This is a genomic window from Kribbella qitaiheensis (assembly GCF_042657745.1).
GTDB lineage: Bacteria > Actinomycetota > Actinomycetes > Propionibacteriales > Kribbellaceae > Kribbella > Kribbella qitaiheensis.
The window spans coordinates 44690-61365 of the sequence record NZ_JBHSKE010000059.1 but is presented as its reverse complement, the minus strand read 5'-3'; the positions used below and the strand labels follow the sequence as shown (position 1 = coordinate 61365).

Here is a 16676-nt window from a genome sequence, read left to right as displayed (position 1 = left end):
CTCAGCCTGAGCAGCTCGGGCAAAGTCTCAACGCCGGTGTCAATGAGAAAATTGAACGTATGCCTGCCACGATTCTGCCGGACAATTCCGGCCACGAAGCCGCCGACAGTCACGACGTCATCCAGGTCCGGGGAGCCCGCGAGAACAACCTCAGCGGCGTCTCCCTCGACATCCCGAAGCGACGGTTGACGGTCTTCACCGGAGTCTCCGGCTCCGGCAAGTCGTCCCTCGTCTTCGACACCATCGCCGCAGAGTCGCAGCGGCTGATCAACGAGACCTACACCGCCTTCATCCAGAACTTCATGCCCAGCCTGGCCCGGCCGGACGTCGACTCGCTGCGCAACCTCAGCGCGGCGATCATCGTGGACCAGGAGCGGATCGGCGCGAACGCCCGCTCCACCGTGGGCACCGCGACCGACGCGTACACGATGCTGCGGATCCTCTTCAGCCGGATCGGTACGCCGTACGCCGGGCCGCCGTTCGCGTTCAGCTTCAACCGGGCCGAGGGCATGTGCCCGACTTGCGAGGGCCTCGGCAGGGCGACCGAGATCGACGTCGACGAACTCGTCGACCGGGACAGGTCGCTCAACCAGGACGCGATCAAGGTGCCCGGGTTCGGCGTCGACACGTGGTACTGGCAACTGATGGCGAAGTCCGGGTTGTTCGACCCGGACCTGCCGCTGACGGACTATCCGGCCGACCAGTGGGAGCAGTTCCTCAACCAGCCGGCCATGAAGGTGAGGATCGGCAGGAGCAACCTCACCTTCGAGGGACTCGTCACGAAGGTGAAGCGGCTATACCTTGCGAAGGATCGCGAGTCGATGCAGAGTCACATCCGAGCATTCGCGGATCGGGCGGTGAAGCTGACCGTCTGCCCGGAGTGCGACGGCGCGCGGCTCAACCAGGCGGCGCTGGCCGCACGGATCGACGGCTACGGCATCGCCGAGTGCTCGGGGATGCAGATCAGCGACCTGGCCGAGTTCATCCGCGGCCTGAAGGACGCGTCGGTCGGGCCGATGCTCGAAGGGCTGCGGGAGACTCTCGACTCGATGGTGGACATCGGGCTCGGCTACCTCAGCCTCGATCGGGAGTCGTCGACGCTGTCCGGGGGTGAGGCGCAGCGGGTCAAGCTGGTCCGGCACCTCGGCTCCTCGCTGACCGACGTCACCTACGTGTTCGACGAGCCCACGGTCGGACTCCACCCGCACGACATCCAGCGGATGAACGAACTGCTGCTGCAACTGCGCGACAAGGGCAACACCGTGCTCGTCGTGGAGCACAAGCCGGAGACGATCCGGATCGCCGACTACGTGGTCGACCTCGGGCCCGGTGCCGGGATGGCGGGTGGGCGGCTCTGCTATGTGGGCGATCTGAAGGGGTTGAAGAAGTCCGGCACTCTCACCGGGCGGTACCTCGATCACCGGGTGCGGCTGCGCGACGAGGTCAGGCAACCCATCGGCAGTCTGAGGATCGACGGTGCCACGTTGCACAATCTGCAGGACGTGAGTGTCGACGTTCCGCTCGGGGTGCTGACTGTCGTCACCGGTGTCGCCGGCTCGGGCAAGAGCTCGCTGATTCACGGATCGCTGGCCGGGCGTGAAGGAGTGATCGTCGCCGGGCAGGAGCCGATCCGCGGGTCACGGCGGAGCAACCCCGCGACGTACTCCGGGTTGCTGGATCCGATCCGGGCCGAGTTCGCGAAGGCGAACAAAGTGAAGCCGGGATTGTTCAGCGCCAACTCGGTCGGCGCGTGCTCGACTTGCAAGGGCCTCGGACTGATCTACACGGACCTGGCGATGATGGCCGAGGTGGCGTCGGTGTGCGAGGACTGCAACGGGGCACGGTTCACGTCGGAAGTGCTCGCGTATCGGTTGCGTGGCAAGAACATCAGCGAAGTACTGGGGCTGTCGGTGACGGAGGCGCGGGAGTTCTTCGCCAAAGGGCCGGCGCGGGCGACTCTCGATCGGTTGTCCGCGGTGGGATTGGGGTATCTCGGGCTCGGTCAGCCCGCTCACCACCTTGTCGGGTGGCGAGCGGCAGCGGTTGAAGCTGGCCATCCACATGGGCAAGAACGGGACCACCTACATCCTGGACGAGCCGACCACCGGACTGCATCTTGCCGACATCGACCAGCTGCTGGGTCTGCTGGACAAGCTCGTTGATGACGGCAACACGGTGATCGTGATCGAGCACCATCAAGCCGTGATGGCGCACGCGGACTGGCTGATCGACCTCGGCCCGGGCGCCGGCCACGACGGCGGCCAGATCGTCTTCACGGGCATCCCCGCTGACCTGGTCGAAAGCAGCGCCTCCCTGACCGCCGACCACCTCCGCCAGTACGTCGGTGCAGTAGCGGCCGACCAGTATGTCGGTTCAGTCGCCGCCGACGAGTAGGTCGGCGGCCAGCGATTCGATCAGGTCGCGCCACGCGGGCAGGTAGTCCTCGGCCGGACCCGTCTGGGTGACCACCAGGCGCGCTCCCCCGTTCCCATCACGAAGCCGCCAGGTGACCACACCGTGCTGCCACGGGTAACTCAACTCCACCTGCGCCTCAGCCGTCAGCACCCTCCCGGCTTCGATGCCTTCAGCAACGAATCCGGGAGGGGGTGGGTTGTCGACGAACCCCGCCGGAGTGGCGTCCGCCAGCTTTGCCCAGACGTCTTGTTTGGGGGCGACCAGTTGGCGTTCGTAGTGGATTGAGCCGTCGGGGTGGAGGGTGCCTTGGTCCAGGGAGTACTGCTTGATGAAGTGTTCGTGGAGGGCTGGGTAGGTCTCGCGTTGGATGGTGGCCCCGCCGAGGGCCTTGTCCAGCGCGTCGAGGCAGAGGATCCAGCCGCTGGTGAAGCTTGCCGAGCCCGGGCGGTCGTCGTACGTGGCGGTGAGGGTGAGGAGGCAGCCCCCGTCGGTCGGGGCGAGTTCCCAGCGCTGGATCTCGGCGCCCCAGGTGTATTCGAGCAGCCGGGGTGGGTCGTAGGCGCGGATCACGCCGCTGTTGTCGGGGTCCTCGACGAAGTCGTCCTCACCCTGCTCGAACGTGAACGAGATCTTCCCGTCGAGCCGCAGATCCAGCTCGACCGCGGTCGGGAACCACGCGGCCAGTTCGGACGGATCGGTCAGCGCCCGCCAGACCTTCTCCGGCGGATGTGTCAGCCGCCGCTCCATCCGCAGTACGGTCCGGCCGTGCTCGCTGGTCAGCGTTTCACTCATGGCTCCATATATACCGTTCTGAGCATATACGACGCAAGAACAAGGCCCGGCGGACCACTAACGGAAGCGGGCGAGATCCCTGAGCTCTGCCCCCAGTCCCTCCGGCTCAGCGGACTCGTCGAACAGCTCGACCTGTGCTCCATCGTGCTTCCACGAGCCGATCACGACGCCGCCGTGGATGACCGCGGGGCGCAACATGCCGCCGCCGGGATGGATGTGCTTGCGGTGTTCCTCGGCCAACGCGTAGTGCCGGTCCTTGTAGCCGAGCAGGTAAGCGTCGAACTCCCCTACCAGCCGGAGATCGTCGGAACCGGGCAGATCCTCGACCGCCGCCAGCGACTCTCCCTCCACCACGAACTCGGTGGTGGCCACCGCGTTCAGTGCCTTCCGGGCCGACGGGATCGGCAGACCGGACCAGGTCGCGAAGTCCTGAACAGTGGCAGGCCCGTACGCCGTGAGGTAGCGCCGGGCGAGGTCGTCCGCGGAGCCCTCGAGTGTCAGTGGTTCACCGAGCCAGTCCCGAACGGCGACCCAGGTCTCGTTGGCATCATGCCCGGGGCCGTAACAGACCTTCCCGAGCAACCCGGCGTGCCTGATGCACGCGTACACGGCCTGTCCGGTCGGCTCCTGGATCATCCCGGCCTCGACGAGTACTGCGCCGAGCCTGGCGCGGCCGGTCGGGCCGTTGTCCAGCAGGTAGGTCTCGAGCACCTCAGCCGCTCGATCGGGGAGATCCCCGGCCAGGCCGAGTTCGCCGTACCGGCGGTGGGTGTCCTTGATCAGTTTGGGGCTGAGGAGCCCTAGCAACGGACCGGCGTCCTCGGCGGCCACCAGTTGCAGGGTGCCGCGCATGAACCAGCCGCGCAGTACCGATCGATCTGTCTGCTGCGCGTGGATGACGTCGGACCAGGTGGTCGCGGTGGATCGCGCTCGGACGGCGTATGCGGCTCCGCGCCAGCTCTGCGCTTGGAGCCCCGCCGTCCGGCGTACGACGTCGGCCACCCCTCCGGGGCCGGCCTCGGACACCGGACGATCTAGGCCGTTGGCCTGGACCCGAGCCGCCAGAAGCCAGCGGACTGACCTGTGCGGCACCCCTGCATAACATCACGTTCAGGGGCGCCGCGCAGGTCGAAGGGGTCGAAATCCTCAGTTCAGGTGGTCGTCGACCAGATTCGCGAAGCCTTGCTGCCCAGTCGTGTTCGGGTGGTACGACTCTGTAACCGGGTTGGACAGACCGTTGATCCACTCCGGGCTGCCGCAGACCGCGTGCCCCGTGAAGGCCGAGGTCGGGTTGACGAAGGTGAAGCCGGCGGCGCTCGCCGAGGCCGCCACCTTCGCGTTGAGCAGGTCGGCGGTCTGGTTCAGCCGGGTCATCTCAGCGGCGCTGAAGAAGGTGCCCGCGTTGCAGTCGGTGCCGTTGAACAGCCGCGGGTAGCCGACCGTGACGACCTTCGCCACCGACGCGCGGCTTCTGATCGTCGCGTAGAGCCCGTTCAGGCGGCTGGGTAGCGTGTTGTTGATCGTCGCCTGGGCGGTGTTGATGGCGCCGTCGCAGTTGGCGAGCCAGGCGGGCTTGGCGCACTCGGTGATCACCGAGGAGAATCCGGCGTCGTTGCCGCCGACCTGGACGGTGACGAACTCGATCCCGCTGTTGAGTGGGCCGAGCTGGTTGGCCGTGACGTCCGCGACCCGGGCGCCGGAGCAGGCCACCGAGGTCAGGGTGGCGCCGATCCGGGCGGCGTCGAGGTACGGGTAGGACAGGGTCGAGCGCTTGCAGGAGCCGCTCGAGGTGATGTAGCTGCGGGTCCCGACGCCGGAGGCGTACGAGTCACCGAGCGCCACGTAGTCGGGCGCCGCGGCCTGGGCGATGGTCGGGCTGGTGAGGAGTGCGATCCCGAGGACCGCTGCGCTGATGATGCCGGCGATGGGTTTCATTTGGGCGGTACCGCCTTTGCACTGGTGGAGGGAACCGAGGCGCAGGGTGAACTGAGAGTCACCTTCGCTGACCAGCCAGTAACAAGCAAGACCCTGGTTGGGAATTCACCCCCAATTGCTGACCGAGGTCTTCAGCGTTCGGGTCCCGGCACCGAGAGCGGGTCGAAGCCGTAGGGGAGTTCGAGGCGGTGGGCGGACATCAGGTCGGCGTCGCCGAGGAGGTCCCGGGTGGAGCCGTCGGCGACGATCCGGCCGTCGTCCATCAGGAGACTCCGCTCGCACAGTTGCAGCGCGTACGGCAGGTCGTGCGTGATCATCAGCAGGGTCACATCGAGTCCGGAGAGGATGTCCGCCAACTCCCGCCGGCTCGCCGGATCGAGGTTGCTCGACGGCTCGTCCAGTACCAGTACTTCGGGCCGCATCGCGAGCACCGTGGCCACCGCGACCCGGCGGCGCTGGCCGTATGACAGGTGGTGCGGGGCGACATCAGCGTGGTCCTGCATGCCGACCTGGACCAGCGCCTCGTGCACCCGCCTTTCGAGATCGGTGCCGCGCAGGCCCAGGTTCGCCGGTCCGAAGGCGACGTCGTCGCGCACGGTCGGCATGAACAACTGGTCATCGGGGTCCTGGAACACCAGCCCGACTTTCCGGCGTACTTCGGGCAGGTGCTCGCGGTGCAGGTCCGACCCGCCGATCTGGATCCGGCCGCTCCCGCTCCCGCCGGCCACCGAGCCGAGGATGCCGTTGAGGTGCAGCACGAGCGTGGTCTTGCCGGCACCGTTCGGGCCGAGCAGCGCGACGCGTTCGCCGCGCTGGATGGTGAAGTCGACGCCGAACAGGGCCTGCCGGCCGTCGGGATAGGCGAAGACGAGACGCTCGACGTGGATCGATGGACCGCTCACAAGCCGACCACCCTAGCCGCGACCGCGATGACGACGGCCGCCAGGGAGATCACCAGGCCCTCGATCCATTGGACCCGGGCCGCTCCCGAATCCGACAGCAACGGCATCCGTCCGGTGTAGCCGCGGGACTGCATCGCCAGGTGCACCCGCTCGCCGCGCTCGAAACTCCGCACGAACAACGCCCCGACTCCCCCGGCGATCGCCTTCATATGACCCGCGCGGCCACCGCTGTACCCACGGGACTCGCGCGCGATCCGCATCCGGTGCAGGTCGTCCGACACCACACTCAGGTACCGGACCATGAACGACAGGATCGCCACCAGCGTCGACGGCAACCGCAACCGCTCGAGCCCGGCAAGCAAAGAGCGCGGAGCCGTCGTCGCCGACAACACGATCGCGGCAATCACGCCGAGCGTCCCCTTGGCCAGCACGTTCCACGAGCCGAGCACGCCCGACTCCGACAGCGAAACCCCCAGTACTTCGACCCGCGGGCCAGTCGCCACGAACGGCAGCACCAGCGCGAACACCACGAACGGCGTCTCCACCGCGAGGCGCCTCATCACCACCAGTGGCGGCAGCTTGGCGAGCACGACGCACCCGACGAGCAGCGCGGCGTACAGGGCGAAGGCCCAGAAGACTCCCGCCGGGGTGGACACCACGGCGAGCACGAAGACGAAGAGCGCGACGATCTTCACCTGCGCGGGCAACCGATGGATCCGGCTGTCCGCGACGACCAGCAGACCGTCGCCGGCGGAACCGGTCACGAGCGCATCAGGCAGCCTTGTCGGCGCGCGCGGACGACCGCAGCGACGCTACCTTGGCGATCGCCAGCCCGACCGCGATCGTCACCAGTACTCCGATGATGCCCGCGAGCGCGCCGGACACCTGGGCGTTGCCGATCCCACTGACCCCATAGTCCGCGAGCGGGCTGCCGGCCACTGCCGAGTCCTTGGCCGCGCCTTCGAACCCGAGCTTCGCGCCGACGAACTCCAGACCGTCCGGGTGCGCACTGGCGAACAGGCTGACGACTCCGGCGACCAGCAGGGTGGCGGCGACCCCCACCCCGAGGGTCCGGCCGGCGGGCTTCGCGGCGATCGGCCGGTCTGGCGACACCGTCGAGCTGTTGCCGTCGGCATCGACCAGGACGAGGTCCGGCTGCAGGTGGCGAGCGGCGTACACGAGGTCGGGGCGGGTCGCGACGACCGCGCTCAGCACCGCCGCGGTGATCACGGCCTCGCCGACGCCGACCAGGATGTGCCAGCCGACCATCGCGGTGGCGAGCTTGCCGAGCGGGATGTCGACCGCGCCGCCGATCGCGTAGAGACCGGTGAACGCGAGCGCGGCGACCGGGACCGAGACTAGGGCGCCGAGGGTGGTCGCGGGGACCACGCTGCCGACCCGCTTGGGCAGGACCTGCAGCACCGCGCGGATCACGAAGTACCCGACCAGGACGGTGATCAGGCCCATCAGGGTGATGTTCGTGCCGAGCGCGGTCAGGCCGCCGTCGGCGAAGAGCAGGCCCTGGACGAGCAGCACCGTCGACATCACCAGCACCGCCGTCCACGGGCCGACCAGGGCGGCCGCCAGCGCGCCACCCAGCAGGTGACCGCTGGTGCCGGCGCCGACCGGGAAGTTCACCATCTGGACGGCGAAGACGAAGGCCGCGGTCAGGCCGGCCAGCGCCGGGCCCGTCTCACGGATCTCCCGGTTGGCGCGCTGCAGGCTGAATCCGACTGCTCCCGCCGCGATCAGGCCGGTGGCGACGGAGGTGGGCGCGTCGAAGAACCCGTCAGGAACATGCATGCCGACATTCTTGATCTACTTGCGACCGAATCGCAACAAGGCGTTCAGAACGCCTTCAGTGCCTCGCCGATCGCGCGGTGGAAGGTCGGGTATGCGTAGATCATCTGTTGCAGAGAGTGAACCGGGACCGCGGCGTGTACCGCGACCGCCAGCGCCGCCATCACCTCACCGCCGGTCGGTCCCGAACTGGTCGCACCGACCAGCACGCCGCGTTCATTGTCCATGACGAGCTTGATGAATCCCTCGTTGCCCGCCTTGTGGATCCAGCCCCTGGTCGACGCCGGGATCTGGGTGATCCCGGTCCGCACGTCGAGGCCTTTGTCGCGGGCCTCCTTCTCGGTCATCCCGACCGCGCCGATCTCCGGGTCGGTGAAGGTGACCCGGGGCATCGCGTGATAGCTCGCCACCGGCGCTCCCTCCGCGCCGAGGATGTCGAGCACGGCCACGTTCGCCTGGTACATCGCGTTGTGGGTGAAGACGCCGACACCGGTGACGTCGCCGACCGCCCAGATGCCGTCGCCCGCGCGGACGTGCTCGTCCACCGCGATGGACCGCGCGTCGGGATCGAGACCCGCCTTCTCCAGTCCGAGACCCTTGATGTCCACCCGGCGTCCGGTTGCCACCAGCAACTTCTCGCCGGTGACCGTGCCGCCGTCGGCCAGCGTCATGGTGAAGGTGCTGCCGTCGTGCTGCACGGTGTTGGCGTGCGAGCCGAGCCGGAAGGTGACCCCGTCTCTCTCGAGCGCGGCCTGGGCCAGTTCGCTGGACTCCGGCTCCTCCATCGCGATCACCCGGTCGGCACCTTCGACCACGGTCACGTCCACGCCGAACCGCGCGAACACCTGAGTCAGCTCCAGCCCGACCGCGCCGCCGCCGAGCACGATCATGGTGGACGGCAGCGTGTCCGCCTCGATCGCCTCGCGGTTGGTCCAGTACGGCGTGCCGGCGAGGCCGTCGATCGGCGGGATCAGCGGGACCGTGCCGGTGGCGATGACGATGCCGCGGGACGCCTCGTACTCCTTGCCGCCCGCCCGCACGGTGCGCGGCCCGGTGATCGTGGCGTGGTCGCGGACGAAGGTGACGCCCTTGTTCACCAGGCGGTCGACCGCGACCTGGTCGTTCCAGTTGTCCGTCGCCTCCTCGCGGATCCGCTTGGCCACCGGAGTCCAGTCGGGCTCGACGGTCGACGTACCGGCGATGCCTTCGACGCGGCGGGTCTCGGCGATCAGGTTCCCGGCGCGGATCATCATCTTGCTCGGGATGCAGCCGTAGTACGGGCATTCGCCACCGACCAGCCGCGGCTCCACCCCGACGACGTTCAGGCCCGCCTCCGCGAGCCGCCCCGAGGTCTCCTCGCCACCGACGCCCAGCCCGACAACGACCACATCCACCTGTTCAGCCATGCCGCCAATCTCGCAGACGGACGGTCGCAGGCCAAGCCCTGCCGCGGCGCGTCAGCGGACAGTAAGTGCCGGCGCCGGATCGCGTCACCGTGAGGATTCAACCGCTGTTCACCGGCCGGTCGTGTGCGCTCCCTACGCTCGGCGCTCCTTCGATGAATGCTGTGGGGGCAATGAGTCTGGCAGTGGACTTCTCCGGCCTGGGGGACATCAATCTCGAGACGGTGATCGCGGCGATCGCGCTGATCGGCACCGTGATCGTCTGGCTGGTCGACAGGTACTTCCTGCGCCGCAAGCGGCTCGTCTACCGGGTCCAGGTCGACGCCCCGATCGGCGTCTTCCCCAGCTCGCACATGGTGGACGTCGAGGTCCGCTACCAGGGCGCGGTGGTGCCGGATCCGAGCATCGTGCTGCTGCGGGTGGACAACGCCGGCGGGATGGACATCGAGCCGCACCACATGCACGAGAAGGTGTCGTTCGCGTTCCCGGACCGCAAGATCGTCGGGCTCGAGGTGACCGAGGCCAAGCCCGAGGCGCTCGGCGAGATGCTGCAGCGCCAGCTCGACTCGGAGAACTTCATCGAGACGAGCAAGCTGATCCTGCCGCGGACCGCGATCAACCGCGGCGACAGCTTCAAGTTCCTGCTGGTGCTCAGCGGCCGTGGGGACGGCGTGACGCACTCGGGCTACCTCGCGGGCGGATCAGCGGGCGGTGGGGTCTACCACGAGCCGCGGCCGCGCGGTCCGGGTCGGCGAACGCTGATGTTCGGGGCGTTGTCGCTGCTGCTGGTGGGTGCGCTGGTGGCGCTCTTCGTCGTCGACGTGCTCCAGCCGCCGGACAACTGCGCGTCCGGTCGGCTCCAGATCATCGGCTCGACCGCGGTGGAGCCGACCATGAAGGAGCTCCGGAGTGCCTATGCGGCGGAGTGCACCCAGGCCGACATCACGATCGCCGCGAACGGCAGCCGCAGTGGGACCCGGGCGCTCAACGAGACCGGCACGCGGGATCCGGCGACCGCCGGACAGCTGATCGCCATGTCGGACGGACCGGCCGAAGACTCTCCCGACCTTCGCGGCCGGTCGATCGCGGTGGTCGTCTTCGCGGTCGTCCTGAACCGCTCGACGGATGTGACCGCGCTGACGGTGACCCAGTTGCGGGACATCTACGCGGGACGGCTGACCAACTGGAAGCAGCTCGGCGGGCGGGACCTGCCGATCCGGATGGTGAGCCGCGTCGGCCCCGACTCCGGCTCGCGCCGCACCTTCCGGGACAAGGTGCTGGCCGGCGACCAGGAGCTGGGCATCTCCTCCGACGACTGCCGCACCAAGGACGACCCGGTCGCCAAGCACCACCGCTGCGAGGTCGGTACGACGGAAGAGCTGCTGTCGCGGGTGAACGATATCGAGGGCGCGATCGGGTACGCCGAGCTGGGCGGCTCGCGGAAGTACCCGGCCGTCACGGTGGTGTCGATCGACGGGGTGGTCCCGGACGCGTCGAAGGTGGCGGACCGGTCGTACCGGTTCTGGGAGGTCGAGCACGCCTACACCTACAAGACACCCGGACAGGACTCGCTGCAGGAGGCGTTCCTGGACTACCTCGGGTCGATGCAGGCCCGCCCGATCCTGGCCCGCGACGGCCTGGTCCCCTGCCCCGAACTGCCTACCGCGTTCTGCGGCTGAACACTCGGCGTTAAACCCAGTATCCGGCGGAGGCCTGCTAACGGTAGGTTGTGGATCTACCGTTAGACCGCTGGAGGTTGCCGTGTTCGTGATCGCTCATCTCAGTGACCCGCATCTCGACGGGTCAGCGGACGCGCGGGACCGCCTGCGCCTCGTCACGACGTACCTGCGGGGGTTCTCGCGGCCGGTCGACGTCGTGCTCGTCACCGGGGATCTGGCCGACCACGGGTTGGAGTCGGAGTACGCCGAGGTCGCGGCCGAGCTGGAGCTCGACGTACCGGTGTTGATGCTGCCCGGGAACCACGACGTCAGCGGACCGCTGCGCGCCGGGCTCACGGCGTACGTCGAGTCGTCGGGTGACGGGCATCCCGTGCATCAGGTGCGGGATGTCGCGGGAGCCAGATTCGTGTTGCTCGACACGTCGGTGCCGGGTGAGGACCACGGGCTGTTGAGCGCGGAGTCACTCGAGTGGCTGTCCGCAGTACTGGCTGAGCCGGTGAGCGGGCCGTTGTTCGTGGCGTTCCACCATCCTCCGAACGAGCTCCAGCATCCGGTCCTCGACCAGTGGATCCTGCAGTCGCCGGACGGGTTCGAGGCGGTGCTCCGCGACAAGCCGATCACCGCACTGCTCGCCGGCCACGTCCACAACGGGGTGTCGACGACCTTCGCCGGGTTCCCGCTGTTGGTTGCTCCTGGCATCAGGTCCACCGCTCCCCTGCCGTTCGAACCGGCCGCCGCCGCGGGGCTGGTCGACGTGACCGCGCCACCCGGGCTGGCGCTGCACATCGCCGCGCCGGGTCAACCTCTTGTCACGGTTTACCGCCATCTGACGTCAAGCTGAACGTGAGCGCATACCTGCCTGACCCTCGACCTCAAGCTGAGACTGGAGCCGGCTGATGAGCGATGAACTGGTGGTCCGGCCGATCGGCCGGGTGGAGTCCGTGCTGACCGACAGGAAAGACGCGCCGCGTCAGGCCGACGAGGGAGCACCTGACGCTTGGCTGGTGTTCGACGAGGAGGTGCGCGCAGGGCTGGCCGACCTCGGAGTCGGCGACGAGCTCTTGTTGATCACCTGGTTCGATCGCGCCGACCGTGACGTCCTGGCGGTTCACCCGCGTGGAGACGAGGACCGTCCACTCACCGGCGTCTTCAGCACCCGGTCGCCCGACCGCCCGAACCCCGTCGGCCTCCACCGGGTGACGATCACCGCGGTTGCCGACCTGCGCCTCCAGGTCGGTCACCTCGAGGCACTCGACGGCACGCCCATCGTGGACGTCAAACCCGTCCTCGGCGAAGCCACCGAGCGCTGACCAACCTGCCCCGGCACCAGGCTCAGTCGAACAAGCGGAGCAGTTGGCCGCGATAGCGGGGATTCCACAGGACGTCTCTGAGTTGGTCGATGCCGCTGGCAGGCCAGCGTTCGGCGAGCTGCTTCACCACCGGGTCTTCGATCTCGGCACTGAGCGCGCCCGGGAAGTCTCCCCAGAAGACCTTGAAAGGCCGGTCCCACATTTGCAGCACCTCTGTCGAGACAGGTGGCGTGATCTGCAGTGCGTTGTGCATGGCGGCGACGACCTCGTACGCCGTCATCAGCGCCTCCTCCCGCTCCTGCCAGGTCTCGGCCTGGAGAACCTTTCGCAGGATCGGTGACAACTCGGCGCCGCAGGACAGCCGGGAGAAGGCCGTCCCGAACCACTTCGAGTACGGCGCGTACTGCCGTTCCATCAGGAAGCACAGCCCCATCAGGTCGTGCACCAGCCGCGACGCGATCACCGCCGAGCCGAGCTCATCGCCGACGAAACCGGCCCGGCCGACCAGGTTGACCTCCGGATGGATGCGCCACCAACCCGCCACCAGCACATAGAGCCAGACGTCGTGGGGGTAGTAGGCGAAGCGATCGCGGACGGCTTGCAGGCCGACCTCATCGTGGTAGACCGCGCCGGCCGTGATCATCCGGAGTCGCTGTTCCGGGAAGGTGAGCCAGTCGCGCGCCTCGATCTCGCGGTCGACATCGAAGTCCAAGTGATCCAGGAAGTAGCCGCGCACGGTGTGGATCGCGTACTTGGTCGCGCGGTCCGCGAACCGAGCTGGCACCTGCTGACGCAGGGTTTCCGCGATCGCCTCGCCCTGGCGGGCCTGGTCCTCATCCCGCACGAACAGCAGGACGCGTGGCTCCCAGTTGTGGTCCCCGGACATCTCGTCGTCGAAGCCCAGCACCTCCGAGCCGCGGCCGATCAGCGCCGCGCTGTGTGGCAAGGAAGGAAACTCCGCATCCAGGATCGGCCGCACCGCCTCCAGGTAGAACCGCCGACTCAGCTCCAGACCGGGAACGAACGCAGACACGAGGCGGACTCCTCAGTAGGCCAGTTGCCGAGAACCGGGCGTTAAGGTCGGCGGCATGGTTGTTCACCACCTCACCAAGGACGAGGCTCGCCGGATCGCGATACACGCGCAACTGCTCGATGCGCCGCGCCCGACCGATCTCGTCGCCGTCGTCGAGCGCCTCACCCTCCTGCAGATCGACCCCACCGCGGTCATCGCACCGAATGCCGACCTCGTCCTGTGGAGCCGGCTCGGCTCGACCTACGACCCTGCCGAGCTGACCAAGGCCATCGAACACGACCACTCACTCGTCGAGACCGTCGCCTACATCCGGTCGCCGCAAGACCTGCCGGCCGTGATCGCCGAGGTCCGGGACGCGGAGCCGCACCCCTTCACCGCCGCCTGGCTCGAGACGAACGAGCCCTTCCGCCGCGACATCCTCGCCCTGCTGGACAAAGAAGGCCCGCTGCTCTCGCGCGACATCCCCGACACGAGCATCGAGCCGTGGCCCTCGACGGGCTGGACCAACAACCGCAACCTCACGAGGATGCTAGAAGCACTCGCTCTCCGCGGCCACGTCGCGATCTCGGGACGCAAAGGCCGTCAGCGTTACTGGGACCTCCCTGAGCGCGTCTACCCGGCCGGCCTACCGACCGTCGACCTCGAGGCCGCCGTCCAGCACCGCAACGAACGCCGGCTCGCGGCGCTCGGCATCTCGCGATCCACCGGCACCCAGATACCAGGCGAACCGCCGTACGTCGGCGACGCCGGTGAGGAGGCGCACGTCGAGGGGGTCCCGGGCACGTGGCGCGTCCACCCGGCGTACGTCGGTCTGCCTTTCGAGGGGCGTACTGCGCTGCTCTCGCCGTTCGACCGGCTCATCCACGACCGCGTCCGCGCCGAGCGACTCTTCGGCTTCGAGTACATCCTCGAGATGTACAAGCCCAAGGACAAACGCCGCTGGGGCTACTTCGCCCTCCCCGTGCTGCACGGCGATCGCCTGATCGGCAAGCTCGACGCCACCGCCGACAGGAAGGCCGGCACGCTCGTCGTCAATGCGATCCACGAGGACATCCGCTTCACCAGGCCCATCACCGCCGCAGTCCGCGCCGAGATCAACGACCTGGCCACCTGGCTCGGGCTCAAGGTCACCCACCCCTGACGCCAGGGTCGGTGTCCGTCAGGCCGGGCCGAGGACGCAGAACTGGTTGCCTTCCAGGTCGGCCAGCACCTTCCACGGGACGTCGCCCTGGCCTACGTCGGCGTGCGTCGCGCCGAGGCCCTCAAGCCGGGCCACCTCCGCCGCTTGACCGTCAACGGGGTAGGGCAGCAGGTCGAGATGGACGTGGTTCCACCTGTCCTTCACATGGGGCGTGCGCAGGAACTCCAGATACGGGCCGACGCCCTTGGCGGAGCGCAGGAGCGCATGATCGTCGGTCACCTCGTGCAGGGTCCAGTCCATCGCCTCGCCCCAGAACCGGGCCATGGCCCGCGGATCCGCGCAGTCGACGACCACCGCGGCGATCGGCCCGGTGTCCCGGTAGCTCTCCCGAGGCTCCAGGATGCAGAACACGTTGCCCTCCGGGTCGGCCAGAACTGTCCACGGGAGGTCGCCTTGACCCACATCGACGGGCGTCGCGCCGAGCTCCTTCAGGCGCGCGACCAACTCCGCGTGATGGGCCGCGGAGGTGGTGGCGAGTTCGAGGTGCGCCCGGTCGTTCACCGTTTCGGGGTCCGGGACCGCGATGACATCGATGCAGACGGCGGCGGGGACCGGCCAGGCGGAACCCACCGGCCTGACGCTGGTCGCACCGGGTTCCCCGCTGGAAACACCCCAGTCGAGCGCCGCCGCCCAGAACCGGCCCAGCGCCGAGTCATCCCGGGCTTTGAAATTGAACTCAACAAGTTCCAGCGCCATGCCGCCAAACCCTATGCCCAACGCATGATCTAGAAGTTGATCATGTGACCTTCGAGGCCGTGGAAGGCTTCTTGAAGAGCCTCGCTGAGGGTGGGGTGGGCGTGCACGTTGCGGGCCAGTTCCTTGGTGGTCAGGTCCCACTTCTGGGCCAGGGTCAGCTCGGGCAGGAGCTCGGTGACCTCGGGGCCGATCAGGTGGGCGCCGAGCAGTTCGCCGTACTTGGCGTCGCTGATCACCTTGACGAAACCGGTCGGGTCGCCCAGGCCGTGCGCCTTGCCGTTGGCGGTGAAGGGGAACTTCGCGACCTTGACGTCGAAGCCCTCCAGCCGTGCCTGCTCCTCGGTCCAGCCGAAGCTGGCGATCTGGGGCTGGCAGAACGTCGCCCGCGGGATCATCACGTGGTCGAGCTCCATCGTCTCGACCCCGGCGATCGTCTCGGCCGCGACTACGCCCTGCGCCTCGGCCGCGTGGGCGAGCATCAGCTTCGCGTTCACGTCGCCGATGGCGAAGATGTTCGGCACGTTGGTGCGCATGAAGCCGTCGACGCCGATCGCGCCGCGCTCGGTCAGCTCGACGCCGATCTTGTCCAGGCCGTAGCCGTCGACGCGCGGCTGGAAGCCGATCGCCTGCAGCACCTTGTCGGTCTCCAGCGTCTGCTGGGCGCCGTCCTTGCCGGTGACGGTGACCTTCACCTTCTCGCCGGAGTCGTCGATCGAGTCGACCCGGGTGCCGGTGAGGACATCGACGCCGAGCTTCTTGTAGGCCTTCGCCAGTTCCTTGGAGACCTCGATATCCTCGAGCGGGACCATCCGGTCCAGGAACTCGACGATGGTCACCTTCACGCCGTAGTTGGCCAGCACGTAGGCGAACTCGACGCCGATCGCGCCGGCGCCGGCGATCACGATGCTGCCGGGGAGCTCCTCGGTGAGGATCTGCTCCTCGTACGTCACGACGCGCTCGCTCAGCTGGGTGCCCGGCAGCAGCTTGGTGGTGGCGCCGGTGGCGATGATGCAGTTGTCGAAGGTGACGGTCTCGGAGTTGCCGTCGTTGAGGCTGACGTCGAGGGTGTTCGCGTCGACGAAGGTGCCCCAGCCGTCGAGCTCGGTGATGTTGTTCTTCTTCATCAGGAAGTGCACGCCCTTGACGCGGCCGTCGGCCACCTTCCGGCTGCGCTGCACCGCGGTCGGGAAGTCGAAGCTGACCTCGCCGCTGATGCCGAAGGTCTTCGCCTCCTTGCGGAAGATGTGCGCCAGCTCGGCGTTGCGCAGCAGCGCCTTGGACGGGATGCAGCCCACGTTCAGGCAGACACCGCCCCAGTACTTCTTCTCGATGACGGCGGTCTTGAGTCCGAGCTGGGCGGCGCGGATCGCCGCGACGTACCCACCCGGACCCGCGCCGAGGACAACAACGTCAAAGTGCGAGGCCATGCCATGAACTTTAGTGGGTCGCACCAGCGGTTGAGACCACCGGGAGGCCGGCGTGACGGCGGTCACCTCCCAGCGGGCCATCA

14 protein-coding genes and 1 pseudogene are annotated in these 16676 nt (G+C 68.1%); 5 read left to right on the top strand and 10 right to left on the bottom strand.

What is annotated here, in order from left to right:
- The first annotated feature begins 59 nt into the window (after positions 1 to 59).
- Positions 60 to 2394, top strand: a pseudogene (locus ACFPJ1_RS34670) (ATP-binding cassette domain-containing protein).
- Here the strand turns inward: ACFPJ1_RS34670 and ACFPJ1_RS34665 are convergent.
- The 7 genes from ACFPJ1_RS34665 to ACFPJ1_RS34635 form a co-directional block, all read right to left on the bottom strand.
- Entirely contained in the window at positions 2374 to 3207 is an 834-nt protein-coding gene (locus tag ACFPJ1_RS34665) for an SRPBCC family protein (RefSeq protein ID WP_380110522.1), read from the bottom strand. The pseudogene ACFPJ1_RS34670 and the gene ACFPJ1_RS34665 sit on opposite strands and share 21 nt — an antisense overlap.
- Positions 3208 to 3264: 57 nt before the next feature.
- On the bottom strand, positions 3265 to 4233 hold the full coding sequence (locus tag ACFPJ1_RS34660; protein ID WP_380110521.1) for a winged helix DNA-binding domain-containing protein: 969 nt from the start codon (positions 4231 to 4233) through the stop codon (positions 3265 to 3267).
- Between the two features lie 120 nt (positions 4234 to 4353).
- Positions 4354 to 5142 carry an SGNH/GDSL hydrolase family protein gene (locus ACFPJ1_RS34655; RefSeq protein ID WP_380110520.1) on the bottom strand — a complete coding sequence of 263 codons (789 nt, stop codon included), beginning with the start codon at positions 5140 to 5142 and terminating at the stop codon, positions 4354 to 4356.
- 131 nt (positions 5143 to 5273) lie between these two features.
- The gene (locus ACFPJ1_RS34650) at positions 5274 to 6044 is read right to left on the bottom strand and encodes an energy-coupling factor ABC transporter ATP-binding protein (RefSeq protein ID WP_380110519.1); all 771 of its coding nucleotides are present in this window, start codon (positions 6042 to 6044) and stop codon (positions 5274 to 5276) included.
- Positions 6041 to 6808 carry a cobalt ECF transporter T component CbiQ gene (gene cbiQ / locus ACFPJ1_RS34645; protein ID WP_380110518.1) on the bottom strand — a complete coding sequence of 256 codons (768 nt, stop codon included), beginning with the start codon at positions 6806 to 6808 and terminating at the stop codon, positions 6041 to 6043. The genes ACFPJ1_RS34650 and cbiQ overlap by 4 nt, the downstream gene beginning before the upstream one ends.
- Before the next feature lie 7 nt (positions 6809 to 6815).
- Positions 6816 to 7847, bottom strand: coding sequence for an energy-coupling factor ABC transporter permease (locus ACFPJ1_RS34640; protein WP_380110517.1), 1032 nt, complete (start codon positions 7845 to 7847; stop codon positions 6816 to 6818).
- A gap of 44 nt (positions 7848 to 7891) precedes the next feature.
- A complete protein-coding gene (locus ACFPJ1_RS34635) occupies positions 7892 to 9250 on the bottom strand; it encodes a dihydrolipoyl dehydrogenase family protein (RefSeq protein ID WP_380110516.1) in 1359 nt (452 codons plus the stop codon).
- A 170-nt stretch (positions 9251 to 9420) separates the two neighbouring features.
- Here ACFPJ1_RS34635 and ACFPJ1_RS34630 point away from each other — a divergent pair, with 170 nt between their 5' ends.
- From ACFPJ1_RS34630 to tsaA, 3 genes are all read left to right on the top strand, one after another.
- Positions 9421 to 10926: a PstS family phosphate ABC transporter substrate-binding protein gene (locus tag ACFPJ1_RS34630; RefSeq protein ID WP_380110515.1), complete on the top strand. Its 1506-nt coding sequence runs from the start codon at positions 9421 to 9423 to the stop codon at positions 10924 to 10926.
- A gap of 88 nt (positions 10927 to 11014) precedes the next feature.
- Positions 11015 to 11767, top strand: a complete 753-nt coding sequence (locus ACFPJ1_RS34625; RefSeq protein ID WP_380110514.1) for a metallophosphoesterase — start codon at positions 11015 to 11017, stop codon at positions 11765 to 11767.
- Positions 11768 to 11822: 55 nt separating this feature from the next.
- Positions 11823 to 12236: a tRNA (N6-threonylcarbamoyladenosine(37)-N6)-methyltransferase TrmO gene (gene tsaA / locus ACFPJ1_RS34620; protein WP_380110513.1), complete on the top strand. Its 414-nt coding sequence runs from the start codon at positions 11823 to 11825 to the stop codon at positions 12234 to 12236.
- A gap of 22 nt (positions 12237 to 12258) precedes the next feature.
- On the opposite strand, the gene ACFPJ1_RS34615 is transcribed toward tsaA, so the two are convergent.
- Positions 12259 to 13269, bottom strand: a complete 1011-nt coding sequence (locus ACFPJ1_RS34615) for a DUF4037 domain-containing protein (RefSeq protein WP_380110512.1) — start codon at positions 13267 to 13269, stop codon at positions 12259 to 12261.
- 55 nt (positions 13270 to 13324) lie between these two features.
- Here ACFPJ1_RS34615 and ACFPJ1_RS34610 point away from each other — a divergent pair, with 55 nt between their 5' ends.
- Positions 13325 to 14410, top strand: a complete 1086-nt coding sequence (locus ACFPJ1_RS34610; protein ID WP_380110511.1) for a DNA glycosylase AlkZ-like family protein — start codon at positions 13325 to 13327, stop codon at positions 14408 to 14410.
- Positions 14411 to 14428: 18 nt separating this feature from the next.
- Here ACFPJ1_RS34610 and ACFPJ1_RS34605 read toward each other — a convergent pair whose 3' ends face one another.
- A complete protein-coding gene (locus ACFPJ1_RS34605) occupies positions 14429 to 15166 on the bottom strand; it encodes a VOC family protein (protein ID WP_380110510.1) in 738 nt (245 codons plus the stop codon).
- Between the two features lie 29 nt (positions 15167 to 15195).
- Positions 15196 to 16593, bottom strand: coding sequence for a dihydrolipoyl dehydrogenase (gene lpdA / locus ACFPJ1_RS34600; RefSeq protein WP_380110509.1), 1398 nt, complete (start codon positions 16591 to 16593; stop codon positions 15196 to 15198).
- Positions 16594 to 16676: the final 83 nt, after the last annotated feature.

Bases quoted from the DNA above. Each gene is read 5' to 3' on its own strand.
- ACFPJ1_RS34665 (WP_380110522.1), bottom strand. From the start codon at position 3,207: ATGAGTGAAACGCTGACCAGCGAGCACGGCCGGACCGTACTGCGGATG.
- ACFPJ1_RS34655 (WP_380110520.1), bottom strand. From the start codon at position 5,142: ATGAAACCCATCGCCGGCATCATCAGCGCAGCGGTCCTCGGGATCGCA.
- ACFPJ1_RS34640 (WP_380110517.1), bottom strand. From the start codon at position 7,847: ATGCATGTTCCTGACGGGTTCTTCGACGCGCCCACCTCCGTCGCCACC.
- ACFPJ1_RS34635 (WP_380110516.1), bottom strand. From the start codon at position 9,250: ATGGCTGAACAGGTGGATGTGGTCGTTGTCGGGCTGGGCGTCGGTGGC.
- ACFPJ1_RS34630 (WP_380110515.1), top strand. From the start codon at position 9,421: ATGAGTCTGGCAGTGGACTTCTCCGGCCTGGGGGACATCAATCTCGAG.
- tsaA (WP_380110513.1), top strand. From the start codon at position 11,823: ATGAGCGATGAACTGGTGGTCCGGCCGATCGGCCGGGTGGAGTCCGTG.
- ACFPJ1_RS34610 (WP_380110511.1), top strand. From the start codon at position 13,325: ATGGTTGTTCACCACCTCACCAAGGACGAGGCTCGCCGGATCGCGATA.
- ACFPJ1_RS34605 (WP_380110510.1), bottom strand. From the start codon at position 15,166: ATGGCGCTGGAACTTGTTGAGTTCAATTTCAAAGCCCGGGATGACTCG.
- lpdA (WP_380110509.1), bottom strand. From the start codon at position 16,593: ATGGCCTCGCACTTTGACGTTGTTGTCCTCGGCGCGGGTCCGGGTGGG.